This window comes from Agrobacterium sp. 22094 (genome assembly GCF_052046015.1).
In the GTDB taxonomy this organism is placed as follows: Bacteria; Pseudomonadota; Alphaproteobacteria; order Rhizobiales; family Rhizobiaceae; genus Agrobacterium; species Agrobacterium cavarae.
Genome location: NZ_JBQEPX010000007.1, coordinates 1 through 17,647, shown reverse-complemented (window position 1 = coordinate 17,647; position 17,647 = coordinate 1). Strand labels below are relative to the sequence as shown.

Annotated in this window: 13 protein-coding genes and 4 pseudogenes; 14 read left to right on the top strand and 3 right to left on the bottom strand. The window is 55.7% G+C overall.

The features are described from left to right. Positions 1 to 288: 288 nt before the first annotated feature. Complete coding sequence (locus ACTJK5_RS21385; protein ID WP_440613175.1) at positions 289 to 1,044, top strand: response regulator transcription factor; 756 nt, start codon at positions 289 to 291, stop codon at positions 1,042 to 1,044. 337 nt (positions 1,045 to 1,381) lie between these two features. Here the strand turns inward: ACTJK5_RS21385 and ACTJK5_RS21380 are convergent, their stop codons facing one another. Then, positions 1,382 to 1,822 (bottom strand): RbsD/FucU family protein, encoded by a 441-nt coding sequence (locus ACTJK5_RS21380; protein WP_440613174.1) that lies wholly within the window; start codon positions 1,820 to 1,822, stop codon positions 1,382 to 1,384. A gap of 359 nt (positions 1,823 to 2,181) precedes the next feature. Between ACTJK5_RS21380 and ACTJK5_RS21375 the strand changes: the two genes are divergently transcribed. The 11 genes from ACTJK5_RS21375 (at position 2,182) to ACTJK5_RS21325 (ending at position 14,720) form a co-directional block, all read left to right on the top strand. Then, positions 2,182 to 3,243, top strand: coding sequence for an ABC transporter ATP-binding protein (locus tag ACTJK5_RS21375; protein WP_440613173.1), 1,062 nt, complete (start codon positions 2,182 to 2,184; stop codon positions 3,241 to 3,243). Positions 3,244 to 3,302: 59 nt separating this feature from the next. Continuing rightward, a complete protein-coding gene (locus tag ACTJK5_RS21370; protein WP_440613172.1) occupies positions 3,303 to 4,964 on the top strand; it encodes an ABC transporter substrate-binding protein in 1,662 nt (553 codons plus the stop codon). A 100-nt stretch (positions 4,965 to 5,064) separates the two neighbouring features. Then, positions 5,065 to 6,180, top strand: a complete 1,116-nt coding sequence (locus ACTJK5_RS21365; RefSeq protein WP_440613171.1) for a carbohydrate ABC transporter permease — start codon at positions 5,065 to 5,067, stop codon at positions 6,178 to 6,180. 68 nt (positions 6,181 to 6,248) lie between these two features. After that, entirely contained in the window at positions 6,249 to 7,109 is an 861-nt protein-coding gene (locus ACTJK5_RS21360; RefSeq protein ID WP_440613170.1) for a carbohydrate ABC transporter permease, read from the top strand. Between the two features lie 8 nt (positions 7,110 to 7,117). Further along, complete coding sequence (rbsK, locus tag ACTJK5_RS21355) at positions 7,118 to 8,038, top strand: ribokinase (protein ID WP_440613169.1); 921 nt, start codon at positions 7,118 to 7,120, stop codon at positions 8,036 to 8,038. 231 nt (positions 8,039 to 8,269) lie between these two features. Continuing rightward, positions 8,270 to 9,241 (top strand): sugar phosphate isomerase/epimerase family protein, encoded by a 972-nt coding sequence (locus ACTJK5_RS21350; protein ID WP_440613262.1) that lies wholly within the window; start codon positions 8,270 to 8,272, stop codon positions 9,239 to 9,241. 77 nt (positions 9,242 to 9,318) lie between these two features. After that, the gene (locus ACTJK5_RS21345; RefSeq protein WP_440613168.1) at positions 9,319 to 10,383 is read left to right on the top strand and encodes a sugar ABC transporter substrate-binding protein; all 1,065 of its coding nucleotides are present in this window, start codon (positions 9,319 to 9,321) and stop codon (positions 10,381 to 10,383) included. 60 nt (positions 10,384 to 10,443) lie between these two features. Next, on the top strand, positions 10,444 to 11,970 hold the full coding sequence (locus ACTJK5_RS21340; RefSeq protein WP_440613167.1) for a sugar ABC transporter ATP-binding protein: 1,527 nt from the start codon (positions 10,444 to 10,446) through the stop codon (positions 11,968 to 11,970). Between the two features lie 16 nt (positions 11,971 to 11,986). Next, on the top strand, positions 11,987 to 12,964 hold the full coding sequence (locus ACTJK5_RS21335) for an ABC transporter permease (protein ID WP_153312679.1): 978 nt from the start codon (positions 11,987 to 11,989) through the stop codon (positions 12,962 to 12,964). Next, positions 12,961 to 13,836, top strand: coding sequence for a MurR/RpiR family transcriptional regulator (locus tag ACTJK5_RS21330; RefSeq protein WP_153312678.1), 876 nt, complete (start codon positions 12,961 to 12,963; stop codon positions 13,834 to 13,836). Before ACTJK5_RS21335 ends, ACTJK5_RS21330 begins: the two co-directional genes overlap by 4 nt. Beyond that, positions 13,833 to 14,720, top strand: a complete 888-nt coding sequence (locus ACTJK5_RS21325; RefSeq protein ID WP_153312677.1) for a ribokinase — start codon at positions 13,833 to 13,835, stop codon at positions 14,718 to 14,720. The genes ACTJK5_RS21330 and ACTJK5_RS21325 overlap by 4 nt, the downstream gene beginning before the upstream one ends. A gap of 127 nt (positions 14,721 to 14,847) precedes the next feature. On the opposite strand, the pseudogene ACTJK5_RS21320 reads toward ACTJK5_RS21325, so the two are convergent. After that, positions 14,848 to 15,597, bottom strand: a pseudogene (locus ACTJK5_RS21320) (magnesium and cobalt transport protein CorA); the annotation flags it as partial. A 61-nt stretch (positions 15,598 to 15,658) separates the two neighbouring features. Here ACTJK5_RS21320 and ACTJK5_RS21315 point away from each other — a divergent pair. Both ACTJK5_RS21315 and ACTJK5_RS21310 read left to right on the top strand, forming a co-directional pair. Further along, a pseudogene (locus ACTJK5_RS21315) lies at positions 15,659 to 16,803 on the top strand (IS3 family transposase). Between the two features lie 363 nt (positions 16,804 to 17,166). After that, positions 17,167 to 17,514 (top strand): annotated as a pseudogene (locus ACTJK5_RS21310) (LysR substrate-binding domain-containing protein); the annotation flags it as partial. An 11-nt stretch (positions 17,515 to 17,525) separates the two neighbouring features. On the opposite strand, the pseudogene ACTJK5_RS21305 reads toward ACTJK5_RS21310, so the two are convergent. Further along, a pseudogene (locus ACTJK5_RS21305) lies at positions 17,526 to 17,647 on the bottom strand (AraC family transcriptional regulator); the annotation flags it as partial.

The window sequence follows — 17,647 nt, the reverse complement described above, 5'->3', positions numbered from 1 at the left end:
AACCGCGACTCGCGGAATGAAACCTCTACGGACGAGTAGTGTGTCTACGCTGATGGCGTTAGTTATGAAATGTAACGAATGTTACCAACGTTGCAAGAGTTGCAAAATACCGTGACAATTCCGCAACTTAGTTTGCAAAGGATTGGCAAAAGCTGCTGAGAGCGCTATTGGTTCTTACAAGATATCAATTGTCACCTAGAAGCGAGGCACCGATTAGCAAGGAGACACTCCCAACGTCTATTTGGTCGCCTTCCGCTTTGTTCTGAATGGAAATTGAAGCTCACACGGATGAAGCAAAGTGTTCAAATTACCAGTCTCTCCGCCAAGGCGGATCGAAATGGAATAAGCGTTCTGCTCGTGGAAGATGACCAGCTCTTGAGAGAGAGCCTCGCCGATTACTTGAGCCAAAACGGAATGTCAGTCACCGAGGCTGACTCGGGAGCGGCCTTTCGATCAGGCGTCGCGTCCAATTCTCATGATGTTATCGTACTTGATGTCAACCTACCAGATATCTCGGGTTTTGAGCTTGCTGAACTCGCGAAACGGCGGAGCGATGCTGGTATAATTATCCTATCTGCTCGCACGGCGAGAGATGATCGGGTGCGAGGTTACAGTAAGGGGGCAGATATCTACCTGGTCAAACCGGTAGACGTTGAGGAACTAGGGCTTGCGATTTCGAACTTGGCCAGACGGAGGCGCTCCGTACCAGGTCCCACCGGATCACCAGATACATCAAGTGCTTTACGAGAGTTGACGCTGGATCAAAGACGTCAGGTCGTGATCACGCCGGACGGAGTGCATCTTAAGGTTTCTGCAAGAGAAGCTGCGTTTCTCGAATACATCGCTACGCACTCAAGCGATGTTGTATCGCGCTCACACGTAGCTAAGATTTTTGGCGAAGATCAATTGTTGCCTTCGAGCCGGGTGACGGACGTTGCGCTTGCCAGGCTCCGAGCCCGGCTGCGTAAGGCGGGTGTGGAACTGCCGCTACAAGTTGTGCGCAACGTAGGGTATCGTCTGTTAGGCAACATACGTGTCACCTAGAGGCGTATCCTATCAGTTAGCTTGATCTCATATACGGCCGCGCGGTCAGTACCGACCATGCCCCGTGGGATATTCAATCTTAGGCGGTCCCTGATTTTGAGCCAAGGGCTACCCGCGTTTTCGGCGATTAAGGTGCAGCGCTGAGCACTACGGTGTCGCAGGTTCGATTCCTTTCAAGAGCTATAGTTCTAGTTCGACGGCCAAAATTCATTTTTGATGACATATGGTGTGGAAGCCCACTGATGTTATCCAAACCGCTCCGCGCGGACACATTGCCAGTCCCCGGTTTATGTTAAAGGAAGAACATACAACTGCTTCTCGCGCCGCCGGCTGACAGTCATACGACTCCTTTACTCAAAATGAAGCAGCCATACGGCCCGGGGTCAGAAGTTCTGACGATTGCGAAGGATTTCTTGGCGGCTTCGTAGAACGCGAAGCGTTCCAGTGGTTCTACCAAAACGGGGTGGCCCTCGGAACGGTCGATAACCGCCTGCATGGCTGCGAATATCGGAACCTGGCGGTCGGGATCGCCGACAAACTGCATGCGTTTGACTGGTGCATCGACGAATGTGTCCAGCGGGAAAAGCTTTAAAATCGCTTGTGCGGCGCGCTCCAGGCCGCAGCCGGAAACATCGATCAGGCGGCCGTAAGTCGTTTGACGCGCGATGGTTTGTGCAGGATGATTGATATCGCATAAAACCAACTGATCGCCATGTCCCATCAACATCAGGGCATGAATCAGTTCTGCGTTGATAATGGGGTCGATACCTTTGAGCACCGCTTTCTCCTCCCAGGAACAGCAGATTTAATCTTCACGAGGTATTTGATTTTTGTAATGTCTGCAATTATTTCCGTTCAAGGGGGTATATGCAAGACTCGTAATATCGCGCTGCGTGACAAATATTTCCCGTTCATTCTCTGATAAAACCTCTGTTCTCAAGCTAGTTTGAAGGATTATAAAAAAGTCAGCGAAACACTAATTTACAAAAATATAAATATGTGTGAAGTTCGGTCAACGGAAGTGTCCTCCCAAGGATCACATGATGATGGCGAGTGCAGCTGGCGGGCTGTACTCGCTCATTTAGGGGAGGCGCAGTATCGCGAGGAGTGCGCGATGCCGGTGGAGGAGAACAGCTATTGGCATCGATGAACATCGTCAATGTCGGGAAAGCCTATGGAAGCTTGACAGTGATCCATGGCGTTACCGTTGAAATACCTGACGGCGAATTCGTCGTCCTGGTGGGGCCTTCCGGCTGCGGAAAATCGACTTTGTTGCGGATGGTCGCTGGGCTTGAGCCGATCACTTTTGGGGATATCCAGATCGACGGAAAAGTGGTTAACGACCTGCCTCCGAAGGATCGCGATATTGCCATGGTGTTTCAGAGCTATGCGCTCTATCCACACAAGACAGTCGCGGAGAATATGGGCTTTGCGCTAAAAATGCGTGGAGAGGCCAAGGTGAATATCGATTCCCGCGTCCGTAAGGCCGCAGAGATACTCGATCTTACACCTTATCTGGCCCGTTACCCGCGCCAGCTTTCTGGTGGCCAGCGCCAGCGTGTGGCTATGGGTCGAGCGATTGTTCGCGATCCCAAAGTTTTTCTCTTCGACGAGCCATTATCCAACCTCGATGCCAAGCTGCGCGTGCAGATGCGGGCTGAAATCAAGGAATTGCAGCGACGTTTGGCAACCACCATGATCTATGTGACGCATGATCAAGTGGAGGCCATGACCATGGCCGACCGTATTGTCGTGCTGCGAGACGGGCGCGTGGAACAGATCGGTTCGCCGCTGACGCTTTATGATAAGCCCGCAAATACCTTCGTTGCCGGTTTCATCGGTTCTCCATCCATGAACCTCATCAAAGGCCATATTTGCAATGCCGCTGGGCCCTATTTCGAAACGGATGATGGCATTCGCTTGCCCCTATCAAGTGCGCCTGCCGGTTCTGAGGGAAGGTCTGCCTTTTATGGTATCCGGCCAGAGCATTTCACGCTTGGCGGAACTGTCAGCGCGCAGGTGACGGTAGCGGAATCGACTGGCTCTGAAACGCAAGTCTTTGCCAAGCTTGGTCAGCAGAAGATCATCGGCGTGTTTCGCGAGCGCGTGGAAGAGCCCGCGGGCGGCACGATTGCAATGACGCCGAATGTTGCGCTGGTCCATCTTTTCGATGGGGAAAGCGGATTGAGGCTGGAGTGAATCTGGTCGTCGCCGTGAGGAGAAAAGCGACGATAGCAAATCAACGGGAGGAGAACCGCATGAAAGTCAGTGATTTCGAGAGAATGATGGCTATCGGCCTGAGCCGCCGTGCCATCTTGAAAACCGGTGCAAGCCTGGGTGCCGTGGCAGCTGCAGGCAGTATGATGGGTCCGTTCGGAGCAGCTTATGCGCAGGACGCATCCTTGCGCAGTCAGATATTACAGGTGCCGGGCGTCGGCAAGGGCTCTCCAACTGATGCTGACTGGCAGAAGGTCGGGGAAATGTGTCTGGGGGCGACGAAGAAAAACGTCAAGCAGGGCGAATTCGCCGGTGTCGAGCTTTCCTTCATGGGCCTCAACAACCAGAACCTTCACAATGTTCTGTTTCGCGGCTTCCTGAAGCCTTGGGAGGAATTTACCGGCGCGAAGATCACATGGATCGATCTGGCGCAGGCGGATTATAATCCGCGTCTGCAACAGGCCATCGCCACTGGCACAGTCGATTTCGACATCCTCGAGATGGGTGCGCCGTTCGAGGGAGATGTTTGCGGCAAGGGGCTGGCCTCCGAGATGCCGGATTGGGTCAAGGCCCAGATCGATATGGACGACTATGTAGATTACTTGAAAGCGCCCGTAGGCACATGGGATGGCAAGACCTACCGCGTGTCTGTCGATGGCGACTGCCACAACTTCAATTATCGCACCGATTACTTCACCGACGCCGATCTTGCCAAAGCCTGGAAGGACGAGGGCCATGAGGGCGAGTGGGGCGTGCCGAAAACCTGGCAGAAGGTGCAGGAAGTCACCAAATTCCTCAAGGGCAAGACCGTCGCTGGCGGTGATGCTCTTGGCTATCTCGATGCGCCAAAGGCCTGGGGTGGTTTCGGCTTCTACTTCCTCGGCAGCCGTGCAACGGCATATGCCAAGCATCCGGATGACAAGGCTTGGCTGTTCGACGCTGACACGATGAAACCGCGCATCAACAATCCTGCCTGGGTTCGTGCCATTCAGGACGTTATCGATGCTCTGCCATCTGAAGCGGGCGACCAGCTAAATGCCGACCCCGGCACTACGGCCTTCCAGCAGTTTCTTGCTGGAACCGGCTCGATGGTCTCGTGGTGGGGTGATGTCGGTGCTGCCGCACGCACCAGCGATAGTTCTGTTGTGGGCGACACCATTGGTTTCGATATCCTGCCGGGTTCTGACGATGTCTATAATTCGAAAACCGGCAAATGGGAGAAGTTGGCGAGCGGTCCGAACCACGCCCCGAACATGGCCTATCTCGGGTGGGGCGTTTACGTCATGTCGCGGGTCGACAGCGATGAGAAAAAGAAAAAGGCGGCCTGGAGCGCGGCGGCCCATCTGGGTGGCAAGGACATCGCGCTTTGGACGGCGGCCTATCCATCCGGCTTCCAGTGCTATCGCAAGAGCCAGTTCGACATCAAGGAATGGGTGACGGCGGGTTATGACGAGGCTTTCATCTCGAACTACCTCGCCTCGCAGTCCAACTCCTACAATCACCCCAACGCTGCCATCGAGCCGCGTATTCCCGGTATCTTCCAATATTACAGCATCGCGGAAGACGAGCTTGCCAAGGTTTTTGCAGGACAAGCCAGCGCACAGGCCGGAGCGGACGCCATCGCTGCGGCGTGGGAAAAGCTGACGGATCAGCTCGGGCGCGACAAGCAGATTGCACTTTACAAGGCCTCGCTCGGGGCATGATGCGTGGTGCAAATCTTTAGTTTGCAATTGCTCAGGCGGTTGGTTTTGCCGCCTGAGTCGCCAAGTCTTCCGTTCGGCTTACCAGCCCAGAGGTCTGTTTATGTCGCATACGATCACGCAAACCATCAGCCCTGTACGGCGGACCGTCGTTCCACGAAGCTCCGCGCGGCGTGGAAAGCTGTTGCTCATGGCCGCGACGGTGCTGCTCTTTGGCGCCCTGCTTGCGCAGATAGCTGACGCAGCCGGCATCACGACCTTTGGTTTCGTCAGCTGGCAACCATTGCTGTTTGCCTACATCATATGGGCTGCAGCGCTTTGCGCGGCGCAAGTCATGATCCGCGGGGAGGCGGGGCAGCGCGCAGCTTTCGTTTTGCCAGCCGTTCTCTTCACCGTGGCCATGGTGGTTTTTCCCACGGTCTTCGGCCTCTACATCGCTTTTACCGACTGGAACCTGAGCGCTGTGGCGGGCCGCCGTTTCAACGGGCTTGATAATCTGAGAACACTGTTTGCAGATCGCTACTTCTGGAACGCGCTGCTGAACATGGTCTATTATGTTCTGTCGGTTCTGGTGCAATATGCCATCGCCTTCGGGCTCGCATTGTTGCTGAACGCGGAGATCAAAGCGCGTAAATTCTTTCGTGTCGCGTTCCTGCTGCCGTTGATGTTGAGCCCCGTTGCCGTGAGCTGGATGATCGGCAAATCGTTGATGGAATATCGTTTCGGCCCGGCGGCGACGCTTGCGCGCCACCTCGGTTGGGACAATCCGGCATTCTTCTCGACGCCATGGGTGGCGCGGACTTCGATCATGGCCATGGATGCCTGGGTCTCCATTCCCTTCATGATGATCCTGCTGCTTGCGGGTCTTCAGGCCTTGCCCTCCGAAATCAAGGAAGCGGCGAAGGTGGATGGGGCGTCCGGTTGGCAGAGCTTCAAGGAAATCACCTTTCCGCTGATGCTGCCAGTCAGCATAACGGTCATCATTCTGCGTATCATTTTTCAGCTGAAACTGGCCGATATCGTCATCAACGTAACTGCAGGTGGACCGGGCGGAGCGACCGATACCGTTTCCAGTTTCATCTTCCGCGAATACCGAGACCGCTCCAATGTCGGCTACGGCACCATGCTTGCGGAATTCTATCTCGTCATCATCGTCATTTTCGTCGCGCTCATCCTGAAAGGGGCGAGCCGCTGGATGCAACGGGACAATCGAGGCTGAAGCCCATGGCAGCACATGTTGAAATGTCCACCCCTAAATTAAGCTTTTGGTCCCGCCGACCGCAGTTCATGACCAGCAGTCTGCTGATCTATGCGGCTTTGGTGTTCTGGGCTTTCGTGTCGCTGTTTCCAATATACTGGACCATCACAACGTCCTTCAAGACGGCAGTCAATGTGACGCAAGGGCATCTCGTTCCTTTCGTTGACTTCACGCCGGATTGGAAAGGCTGGCGCTCACTGGGTCTTTCTCCCGATACGATTTTTGCGCAATCGACGGTTCGTGACGAATTTATCCGCCGCTTTCTCAACAGTATCGTAGCCTCGGCTGGCGCATCGTTTCTGGCCGTACTGATCGGCTCGCTGGCGGCCTACGGCCTCAGCCGGTTTTCCTACAAATTTCTCTGGATGAAGAATAAGGATATTTCCTTTTTCTTCTTGTCCCAACTCATATTGCCGCCTGTCGTTTTGGCGATGCCCTTTCTGGTTCTTTACAAACATCTGATGCTGCTCGATACGCTGGTCGGCCTTATCCTCGTCTATACGCTGATGGTGTTGCCCATCGTCATATGGATCATGCGCGATCAGTTCGATACGATACCTGTCGAGCTTGAGCAGGCAGCACTGGTGGATGGTTGTTCGATCTGGGGTGCCTTTCTGCGCATCGTTCTGCCCATCGCTTTGCCCGGCATGGTTGCGGCCTTCATCCTTTCGGTCATTCTATGCTGGAACGAGTATTTCTTCGCCGCGCTGCTAACGAGTTCGAATGCCAAGACGCTACCGGTGATGGTGGCCAGCCAAACAGGTTCACAGGGCATCAACTGGTGGTCGATGGCCGCGATTGCTACGGCGGCCATAATGCCGCTCGTTCTCGTCGGCATCTTTCTTGAGCGCTATATCGTGAAGGGCCTCACCGCAGGCGCCGTAAAATGAGGTCTGGAATGAAGTCAGGCGTTTCCATTCTCGGTATTTTCGTTGCTGATACCGCCTATCTTGCGCCCCGCATGCCTACTGTGGGCGAAACCATTACTGGCAGCGGCTTCTCAGTCGGTCCTGGCGGCAAAGGTTCCAACCAGGCCGTCGCCGCGGCGCGTGCCGGTGCGCAAGTGTCTTTCATTTCCAAGATTGGCCGCGACACATTTGGCGATCTGGCTCTTAAGACATATGAAGAGGCCGGAGTGACGGCAAAGCTGACGGTCATGGACGATCAGCCAACCGGTGCCGCCTTCATCTACGTCAATGACAGCACCGGCGACAATGCCATTATCGTTTATGCGGGAGCAGCAGGAACGATCGGTGTTGGCGATGTGGAAGCGGCACGCGACACAATTGCGCAATCCGCCGTTTTCGTCACCCAGCTAGAACAGCCTGTGGAGGCCGCGCGGCATGCACTGGAAATTGCGCGCAACGCCAGTGTCACAACGATTTTCAACCCGGCACCAGCGGAGACCTTCCCGGAGGACGTCTACAGCCTTTGTGACTTCATTATTCCGAATGAAACGGAAGCTGCCGCGCTTGTCGGCTTTCCAATCGATACGCTTGATGATGCCAAGCGCGCTGGCGATATTTTCCTTTCTCGCGGCGTTGGCGCGGCCATCATCACGCTTGGCGCGCGGGGCGTGTTGTTTCATGCGCCGGGCCAATCCGTTCATGTGCCTGCCGTCTCCTGCGGTCCGGCCATCGATACGACTGGCGCGGGGGATGCATTCGTGGGTGGATTAGCGGCTGCGCTTTCGCGTGGTGCAGAGCCGCTCTGGGCGGTGCGGCTCGGTTGCACGACCGCCGGTATCGCCGTGACCCGGCGTGGGACGGCCCCAGCAATGCCGATGCTTGCCGAAATCGAAGCAGTGATGGCGCGCTGACGCCATCAGATTTGGCTGCGCACCTCGCGGCCTTTCTTCTCATGTCAGGCCACCATAGCTGTAAAAAGCTCCGGCGGCTGACTTCGCGCGTCCTGACGCACGGAATATCGTCATGAAACTCTATCTCCGACACGAATTGATGCTATGCACAACATATATAGCTTTACAAAATGAATTTAATTTGTGAAGTTGTGTCAACAGCGACTGAAGTGAGCAAGACCAGTGACCCAATTGAAATTCGCCACCCGACTGAATTCCTTCGCCTCGAAGCCTGCTGCCGAGTGGCCTGATATTTCTGGCAAGCCGACCATGTTGCAGATGGCAAAGCGTGCTGCGAAGGTTGATGGTTTGACGGATCTAGATCTGAATTATCCCGACCATGTTGGCGATGATCCAGCGCTTCTTGCCCGCCAGATAGGCGATCTTGGACTTGCGATTAATGGCTTTGCCATGCGCTACTATACTAATCCGGCGTTCAAGATCGGTGCTTTCACCAACCCTGATGCGGCTGTGCGCCGGGAAGCGATCAATCTCACGAAGAAGGGTATCGACGCTGCGCGTGCCGCTGGCAGCAGCCTGATGACGCTGTGGCTGGGGCAGGATGGCTTCGATTACGCCTTTCAGGCTGACTACCACACTCTGTGGCAACACGAGATCGATGGAATTCGTGAAGTTTGCGCCCATGATCCGGATTGCCTCATCAGCATCGAATACAAGCCCAACGAGCCTCGTTCCTACAGCCTTATGCCAGATTGCGCGACCACGCTGCTGGCCATCAAGGATGTTGACATGCCCAACCTGGGTGTGACGCTCGACTTTGCTCATGTGCTTTATGCCGACGAGCAGCCTGCTTTCGCTGCAGCCCTGATTGCTCGCTACAGCCGCGTTCTCGGCGTTCACCTCAATGACGGTTACGCCAAGCGTGACGACGGCCTGATGGTGGGCGCCGTGCATACCCAGCAGACGGTCGAGCTTCTGCGCCAGATCCGCAAGGACGGTTATGATGGCGCTATCTATTTCGACACCTTCCCTGACATGACCGGCCTCGACCCGGTTCACGAATGCGAAGTCAACATTCAGACCGTCAAGCGGATGCTGAAAGTGGTGGATCGTATCGAGCAGGACAATCGCCTGTCCGGTGCGGTTGAACGTCAGGATGCCGTTTCCGCGCAGGCCGTCATTCAGGAACTGATGCTCGGCTGATCTGCACACGAAAATCCAAAACCTTGTCACAACGCATGCCGAAGGCATGCGGACATATTCTATCTGGGAGGAAACCGATGAAGACCTTTTTGAAGACAACACTCGCTGCCGGGCTTACCGCCAGCTTCCTGTTCAGCGCAGCCTTTGCGCAGGAACTTGCGCCGCTGAATTCCGATACGGAAAAGGATCGCATGGACTGGTCTCAGTTGGAAGCCAAGCTCGGGCCTTTCCCGAAACTACCTGAGGGCACCAAGGCAGGTGCGGTGTCCAAGACGCTGACCAATGAATATTGGCGCTCGCTGGGTCTGGGATATGAAGCTTTCGGCAAGAAGGTCGGCGTTCCCGTCGCCTATCAGGCCGCACAGAGCGAAGGCGACCAACTGGGTCAGCTCACCATTGCCGAAGGCATGATCACGCAGGGCTACAATGTTTTGCTCGTTTCGCCGCAGACGGATGCCAATCTCCAGCCGGTTATAGAGCAGGCCAAGGCCGCCAATATTCCTGTCGTCAACGTCAACGATGCCGTCATTCCACAGGCTGAACATTATGTCGGCAACGTCCAGCGTGACAACGGTGTGCGCGTGGCCAAATGGTTTATCGAGAACCGTCCGCAGGGCGGCAAGGTTGCCATTGTCGAAGGTCAGGCCGGTGTTTACGCTGCTGTGCAACGCACGGACGGTTTCAAATCCACAATTACTAAAAACGACAAGTTCCAGGTCGTTGCCAGCGTTCCCGGCAACTGGGATCGCCAGACATCTTATGATGCTGCCACCAACATCCTCAACCAGCATCCTGATCTGATTGGTTTCTACGCCAACAACGACGGCATGGCGCTTGGCATCGTTGAAGCTGTCAAGGCCGCGGGTCTTGCTGGCAAGGTCGCAGTCTTCGGCACGGATGGCATTTCCGATGCCTATGCCTCCATCAAGGCGGGTGAACTGACGGGCACCGTTGACAGCTTCCCAGTTCTGACCGGCGAAGTTGCGCTTGAGACAGCGCTTCGTCTGGTGGCCGGACAGAAACTGCCCCGCGTTGTCGCCACGCCGCAGGCTCTCATCACCAAAGACAATCTTAGCCGCTATCAGGGCCAGGGCGTCGATGTGCGCGCCGTGCTGATGGAAGACGCCAAGACTGCCAAGTGATCAATGCTCAAGGAGGTGCCGACCAAACCCGGCATCTCCATCCAGCCTGAGAGGTGGAACATGACGCCACGACTGAGATTTGAGACGATTTCCAAGAGCTTTCCCGGCGTCAACGCGCTGACGGACGTTTCGTTTGACGTCGCTCCCGGCGAAATCCATGGACTTCTCGGTGAAAACGGCGCCGGCAAATCCACGCTTTTGCGCATTCTGTCGGGCGTGTTTCGCCCGACATCAGGCACCGTCTTCGTTGATGGGGAGGCTGTCGCCTTCAAGAAGCCGATGGATGCGCGTGCCGCCGGCGTCGCCATGATACACCAGGAACTTCAGCAGGTGCCGCACCTGAGTGTTGCCCAGAATATGTTTCTCGGACATTCGCTGACGCATATGGGCGGCATGTTCGTGTCCCGCCGCGAACAGGAAGCCCGCGCCGCCGAAGCTCTTGCGAAGATCGACAAAACAATCGACCCCTCGGCACCAATATCGTCGCTAAAGGTCGCGCAGCGCCAGATCGTTGAAATCGGTCGCGCGCTTCTCGACAAGGCGAAGGTCATCGCCATGGACGAGCCGACATCGAGCCTGACCCCCAGCGAGTTCGATCGTCTGGCCGAGGTCATCGCCAGCCTGTCGCAAAGCGGCGTTTCTATTATTTATGTGTCGCACAAGATGGATGAGGTCTTCCGCATCTGCCAGCGCTCCAGCATTATGCGCGATGGCAAGTTGGTGGACATTGTCAATCTTGCCGAGGTTTCGGAAACCGACGTGATCGCGAAGATGGTCGGTCGCGAATTGATGCAGGAAGAGCATAATTCCTTCGTCAAGGATACCGTCAAGCTCGAGGCTAGAAACCTCTCTTCGGCCACAAGAATTCGCGATGTGTCCTTCACCTTGCGTAAGGGCGAAGTTCTCGGCATTGCCGGGCTAGTCGGCTCTGGCCGCACGGAGCTTTTGCGTCTGCTGGCGGGTGTAGACCGCCTGAGCGCAGGATCGATCAGCATCGACGGCAAGGAGCAGAGTTTCGCCAACCCGCGCGATGCGATCGCTGCCGGTATCGGACTGGTGCCGGAAGAGCGCAAGCGTGAGGGCATCATTCCCTTGCGCCCCGTCGCCACCAATATGGCGCTGGCCTCCCTCAGTCGTTTTTCGTCCGGCGGCATGATCAACAATGCCAAGCTTCGAACGACCGCGAAGGACTTGCTGAAGCGTGTCAATCTTCGACCCTTCCAGTTGGATCGCCCGATCCGCTTGTTTAGCGGTGGCAATCAGCAAAAGGCGATTATCGCGCGTTGGCTGGCCGCCAAGTCGCAAATCCTGCTGTTTGATGAACCGACCCGCGGGATCGATGTCGGCGCCAAGTCGGAAATCTATCATCTGATCGAAGACCTCGCCCGCGAGGGGCATTCCATCATCGTCGTCTCGTCCGAACTCCCGGAAGTCATCCGTCTGTCTGACCGTGTGCTGGTGATGCGCGAAGGGCGGATCGCCGCGACCATTGAACGTGATCAACTAAGCGAAAGCGCGATTGTCGCGCATGCCATTCCAGGGGCGAATGCGGATGCGGATGAGGCGCGCGTTGCGCGACCCGTGTGAACCTACAGGACAAGTCATGACCAGCACTTCAAATGCTCCCGCAACCTCCGCTCCGGCGTTCCGCCGCTTCTCGTTTTCTCTGCGCGATGCGGGAACGCTGATCGGCCTCATCGTCATTATGGCGGTGTTTGCCGCACTGGTTCCGGGCTTCATTTCCGAGAGAAACCTCGTCAACATTCTCCAGCAGTCCAGCATCAATGCCTGCCTGGCGCTTGGCATGACGCTCGTCATCATCTCCGGCGGCATCGACCTCTCGGTTGGCCCAACGGCTGCGATCTCGGCGGTTATCACCGCCAGTCTGCTCGTCGCGGGCACACCGATACCGTTGGCGATCCTCGCGGGCCTCGGCGTGGGCTTGCTTTGCGGCTTTGTCAACGGCGCGCTCGTTGCCTATGTCGGCCTGCAACCCTTTATCGTCACACTCGGCACGCTCAGCACCTACCGCGCCATCGCTCTGATCTACACGGGCGGCAATCCCGTTCTCGGTATTCCCGCAGGGTTCCGCACCCTTTTTAATGGTACTCTCTTCGGCATTCCAACTCCTATTTTGATCGTCGCTGTCGTGGCTATTGCTGCATGGATTCTGCTCAAGAAGACGCCGATTGGCGAATATCTGATGGCAGTTGGCGGCAATGAAGAGGCGGCTTATGTCGCCGGTGTTCCCATCGCGCGCACCAAAATCACGGCCTATGTGATTTCCGGTGTCTTGGCTTCACTTGCCTCGCTCATCCTCATCGGTCGCCTTGGCGCAGCTGAACCCATTCTTGGCAATCTGTGGGAGCTGGATGCCATCGCGGCAGCGGCTATCGGCGGCGCATCGCTTATGGGCGGCAAGGGCAGCATTCTTGGTACTATTCTGGGCGCAATCATCTTGGGGGCAATGCGCAATGGTTTGACGTTGATGAATGTTCAGGCCTTCTATCAACTGCTCGCCACTGGTCTTATAATCCTCGTTGCCATGATGATTGATCGTGCGACAAGGGGAAGAGAATGAATTCCGAAAGCTTCGACACTAAGGCCGTCGGCCCACGCATCCGCATGATGATGCCATTGCTGACGCCACTCGAAGCGAAGGTTGTCGATACCGTGTTCGCCATGCGTGATTTCAGCGACGATACGTCGCTGAAACAGATTGCAGACGATGCCGGTGTTTCTGAAGCGATGGTGGTCAAGATCACCAAGAAGCTCGGCTTTGCCGGTTATCGTGATTTTCGCACGGCAGTCAGCCAGTATAACCGCCAGCCGACCGCAGAAATGCATCAGGAACTTTCTGTAGATGATACGTCCATGGAGATTGTGCAGAAGGTTTTCCGCACTTCCATCAATGCACTGGAGGAAACACTTTCCATTTTGGATATGGTTGCCTTCGATAAGGCCGCCGACCTTATACACAGTGCAAAGCATAGGGACTTTTACGGTGTGGGCGGTTCGGCGCAGATCGCACGGGACGTCGCGCATAAGTTTCTGCGTATTGGCGTGCGTGCCAGCGTGGTTGACGACGTGCACATGATGCTTATGTCGGCAGCCCTGTTGTCTGAGGGCGATATCGCCGTTGGCTTTTCTCATTCTGGCAACACGACGGCGATTATCGAAGGACTTCAAGTCGCCAAGCGGAATGGCGCGAAAACCATCGCAGTCACCAACTACAACTCATCTGCCTTGGCGCAAGCCGCAGATGTCGTCCTCTGTTCTACGGCGCAGGGCTCTCCCCTGATGGGCGAGAATGCAGCTGCCCGGATTGCACAGTTGAATATCCTCGATGCCGTGTTCATGGCGGTTGCGCAACGCGACTACCAATCGGCTGAACGAAATCTTGACCGGACCATGTCTGCCGTCAAATCCAAGCGGAAAGATAAACCTTCATGACATCCTTGCCTCTCGTCACCGTTTTCGGCAGTCTGCACTACGATATTGCCGTCATGGGGCCATCACGGCCACGGAAAGGCGAGACGGTGACCGGAACGTCATGGCATCCCAAAAGCGGCGGCAAGGGCGGAAATCAGGCAGTTTCGGCAGCCCGCACAGGCGTGGCCACTTCGATGATCGGAGCCGTCGCTGATGATGATTTCGGGCGTTTCCTGCTTGCCAATTTGAAACGCAAAGGTGTCGATCATCACTTCGTTCGGCGCGACGCCTCCCAATCAACGGGAATGAGTGTTGCAATCTTTGACGAGGAGGGCGATTACGGTGCCGTTATTGTCTCGGGTAGCAATCTAATTCTCGGTGAAGCCGATGTAAACGCGGCACATGAACTGCTGTCCAGGACGACGCTGCTCGTCCTTCAGAACGAAATTCCTGATGCGGCCAATGTCGTTGGTGCAAGGGCCGTTAAGCAGGCCGGTGGCCGTGTTCTGCTCAATGCTGCCCCCGCCAGAGCTCTCTCCATCGACATCCAGCCGCTCATCGATATACTCGTCGTGAACGCTATCGAGGCAGAAATGCTGGCGGGTGTTCCTGTGGTTGAGACACTCGAAGGCGCTTTGGAGGCTGCACGAAAGCTGGCGAAAATCTACCCAGAAGTAGTCGTCACCGCTGGTGGTTCAGGCGTCGCCTATGTCGGTCGCAGCGGAGAGGAAATTGCGATCGAAGCAGTCAAGGTGATAGTGGAAAGTACGCATGGAGCGGGAGACGAGTTCATTGGCGTCCTCGCCGCAGAAATTGCGTCCGGCAGAACGATGAAAAATGCACTTCAAAAGGCAAATGCAGCCGCAGCAACGCTTGTTGGAACACCAGAAGCTGACCGCATTTGAGGTCGCTCCATCAGTCTGTCTAAAATGAGGATCACGTATAAACGCGAAGTACATCGAAAATACTTGTAAAAATAGTACTTTACCGCGGACGCTGTGGGTTTCGCAGGTTCAGTTCCAATCAAGATTTTTACACCCAGCCTGCTTTTTTGAAACGGTAGTAAAGAATGGCGCAAAGCACCAGAATGGTCGCGAGTACGACGCAGTATCCATACTAGGTTTTGAGTTCAGGCATGTTTTCGAAGTTCATGCCGTAGATGCCGGCGATTGCAGTTGGCACCGCCAGGATCGCCGCCCATGCAGCAAGCTGCCGGGTGATAGCGCCTTGCCGCTGTTGCTCGAGAAGATTTCCGGCTTCGAAGACGGATGTCATAATATCGCGCAGCCCGATCACAATGTTTTCGACGCGACGAACATGATCATGAACGTCCCTGACGAGCGGCCTTGCATTGTTGTCGACGCACGGCAGTTCAAGATGGGTAAGTTTGCTGGCAACTTCCGCCATCGGACCAATGACCCTCTGAAACTTGATGACCTGCCTGCGCATCCGGAAAATCCTGCGAATCTGCTCCCGTTCGAGGAAGGAAATGAGAACATGCTTCTCCATTTCGAGAACCCTATCTTCGATCGTTTCGACGAGTGGCAGATAACCGTCCACGATGAAATCCAGGATGCCGTGGAGAACATAGTCGGGACCGTGCTAGAGGAGCTGCGGCGCCTGCTCGAGTTGCTCGCGTAGTTTCTGGTACGATCTTGCCAATCCGTGCCGGACTGTGATGACGTGCTGCTGGCCAACGAAGATGCAGGTCTCACCGTAAATGATCTTGTCGTTTTCCAGATGGGCGGTCTTGGCGACGACGAGGAGCTGATCGCGGTAGATGGCCTGCTGCCGGTTTCATGAACACTGAGTTAAGGTGTTTCTCCTGAACCGGAGAGCATTAATGCAAAGAAGGAAGTTCAGCCGCGAGTACAAGCTTGAGGCGGTGAAGTTGGTCAAGGAGCGTGGGGTCGCTGTTGCCCAGGCGGCCCGTGACCTTGATGTCCACGAGAATGTGTTGCGCAAATGGGTTCGCGAATACGGCGGCGATCCCAGCCAATCCTTTCCTGGAAGGCCAGATGAAGCCGGAGCAGCTTGAGATTGATCGGCTCCGTCGTGAAGTCGCCAAGTTGAAGGCGGAGCGCGACATCCTAAAAAAGGCCGCAGCCTACTTTGCCAGGGACGCGATATGAGGTTCGCGTTCATTGCAAAGCACCGTTCGATCTGGCCGGTGGCATGGCTCTGCGAAGCGCTAGGGGTTTCTCGTTCAGGTTTCCATGCCTGGGTCAATCGTTCTGTAAGTGAACGCGCTCGCTATGATGAGGTTCTGCTGGACAAGATCAGGCAGAGCTTCAAAATCAGCGACCGCACTTATGGTGCTCGCCGCGTATGGCATGACGTGCTGGAAGAAGGATTATCCTGTGGCCTCCATCGTATCGAGCGGCTGATGCGCTTGAATGCGCTCAGGGCCAGACCGAGACGGCGTGGCTTGCCGAAAGATGCCGGTGACCGTGCCGTGATCATATCGACGTGCTGGACCGTCAGTTCATGGCAGAGCGACCGAACCAGAAATGGGTGGCCGACTTCACCTATATCTGGACATCAGAACGCTGGATGTATGTCGCGGCCGTCATTGACCTGTTCTCACGCCCTGTCGTTGGCTGGTCGATGAATGCCAGCATGACCTCCCAACTCGTGACTGATGCGCTGATTATGGCGATCTGGCGCAGAGGCAAACCAGACGCGCTACTGCATCATTCCGATCATGGAAGCCAATATACGAGCGAGCAGTTCCAGCGTCTCATGAGCGACCGCGGCATCACCTGCTCCATGAGCCGCTCTGGAAATGTCTGGGACAACGCTGCAATGGAAAGCTTCTTCGCATCACTGAAAACGGAGAGAACAGCACGGAGGGTTTATCGCACGAGGAATGATGCAAGAGCGGATGTGTTCGATTACATCGAGCGCTTCTAGAATCCGAAGCGCCGCCACTCGACACTAGGCTATATCAGCCCCAATGACTTTGAAACAAAGGTGGGATTAGCTTAACTCGGCGTCCGAAAAACCGGAAGCAGGCCATTCCTGCAAGTAAACACATTGACCCAGTTAGGTCGCATTAGTAGGACAAACTTGATTGATACTTAAGGAATCCTTTTTCTGTGCCGGCCATCGGGTACGGGCATAAATTTTTGCCATAGGATAGCTGAACTACCCCCATCCCGACCGGAACGTTGACATAAGCAGAAAGGCTCAAGTACAGGCTTGGGTATAAGCTTATGTCCAACGAGTATAGATACCTTGAATTTCTCACGGGAGATGTGCGCCGCAGGCGGTTGGCGACCGCTGATCGGTTCCTCAAGCAAATTCGAACGATATCTCGGAACGACGACTTCGTTAAGTATGTGAACAAGGGTAGTTCGAGGAGGGGCAGGTCCAGAGACCTGGAACATCATGACCACCAAAGGGCCCGCGAAGATCAGGATCGATCCCGTCCTTGTCCTGTCGTCCCTCATCATGGTTCGCGACGCGGTGAGGGCAGGCGTCGGGGCTGCGCGCCTTCCGATCTCGCTGGTGAGCCACGATCTCGCCGTCGGCACCTTGATGCACTAGGGAGACGTCGAGAATTCCGAGATCGCGCTTTGGGCGCTCTACCCGTCGCGGCGTCTCTTGGGCGCGCGGGTCTCTGCCTTCCTCGATTTCCTCATACAGGCTTTTCCCAAGGGAACACCTGAAGAGCTGGCCGCCTATATCGGTGGGTAAGGATGGGCCCGTTAAGCCGCAGCAACAACTGCGCAAGAATACGCCCCAGGCGGCATCTCCATATGCCGATTGAAGGCGACGCTGAAGGCGCTTGTCGATCCATAGCCGACGCGCTGGGCGATGTCGGCGATGG

Bases quoted from the DNA above. Each gene is read 5' to 3' on its own strand.
- ACTJK5_RS21345 (WP_440613168.1), top strand. From the start codon at position 9,319: ATGAAGACCTTTTTGAAGACAACACTCGCTGCCGGGCTTACCGCCAGC.
- ACTJK5_RS21370 (WP_440613172.1), top strand. From the start codon at position 3,303: ATGAAAGTCAGTGATTTCGAGAGAATGATGGCTATCGGCCTGAGCCGC.
- ACTJK5_RS21325 (WP_153312677.1), top strand. From the start codon at position 13,833: ATGACATCCTTGCCTCTCGTCACCGTTTTCGGCAGTCTGCACTACGAT.
- ACTJK5_RS21365 (WP_440613171.1), top strand. From the start codon at position 5,065: ATGTCGCATACGATCACGCAAACCATCAGCCCTGTACGGCGGACCGTC.
- ACTJK5_RS21360 (WP_440613170.1), top strand. From the start codon at position 6,249: ATGACCAGCAGTCTGCTGATCTATGCGGCTTTGGTGTTCTGGGCTTTC.
- ACTJK5_RS21385 (WP_440613175.1), top strand. From the start codon at position 289: ATGAAGCAAAGTGTTCAAATTACCAGTCTCTCCGCCAAGGCGGATCGA.
- rbsK (WP_440613169.1), top strand. From the start codon at position 7,118: ATGAAGTCAGGCGTTTCCATTCTCGGTATTTTCGTTGCTGATACCGCC.
- ACTJK5_RS21335 (WP_153312679.1), top strand. From the start codon at position 11,987: ATGACCAGCACTTCAAATGCTCCCGCAACCTCCGCTCCGGCGTTCCGC.
- ACTJK5_RS21330 (WP_153312678.1), top strand. From the start codon at position 12,961: ATGAATTCCGAAAGCTTCGACACTAAGGCCGTCGGCCCACGCATCCGC.
- ACTJK5_RS21340 (WP_440613167.1), top strand. From the start codon at position 10,444: ATGACGCCACGACTGAGATTTGAGACGATTTCCAAGAGCTTTCCCGGC.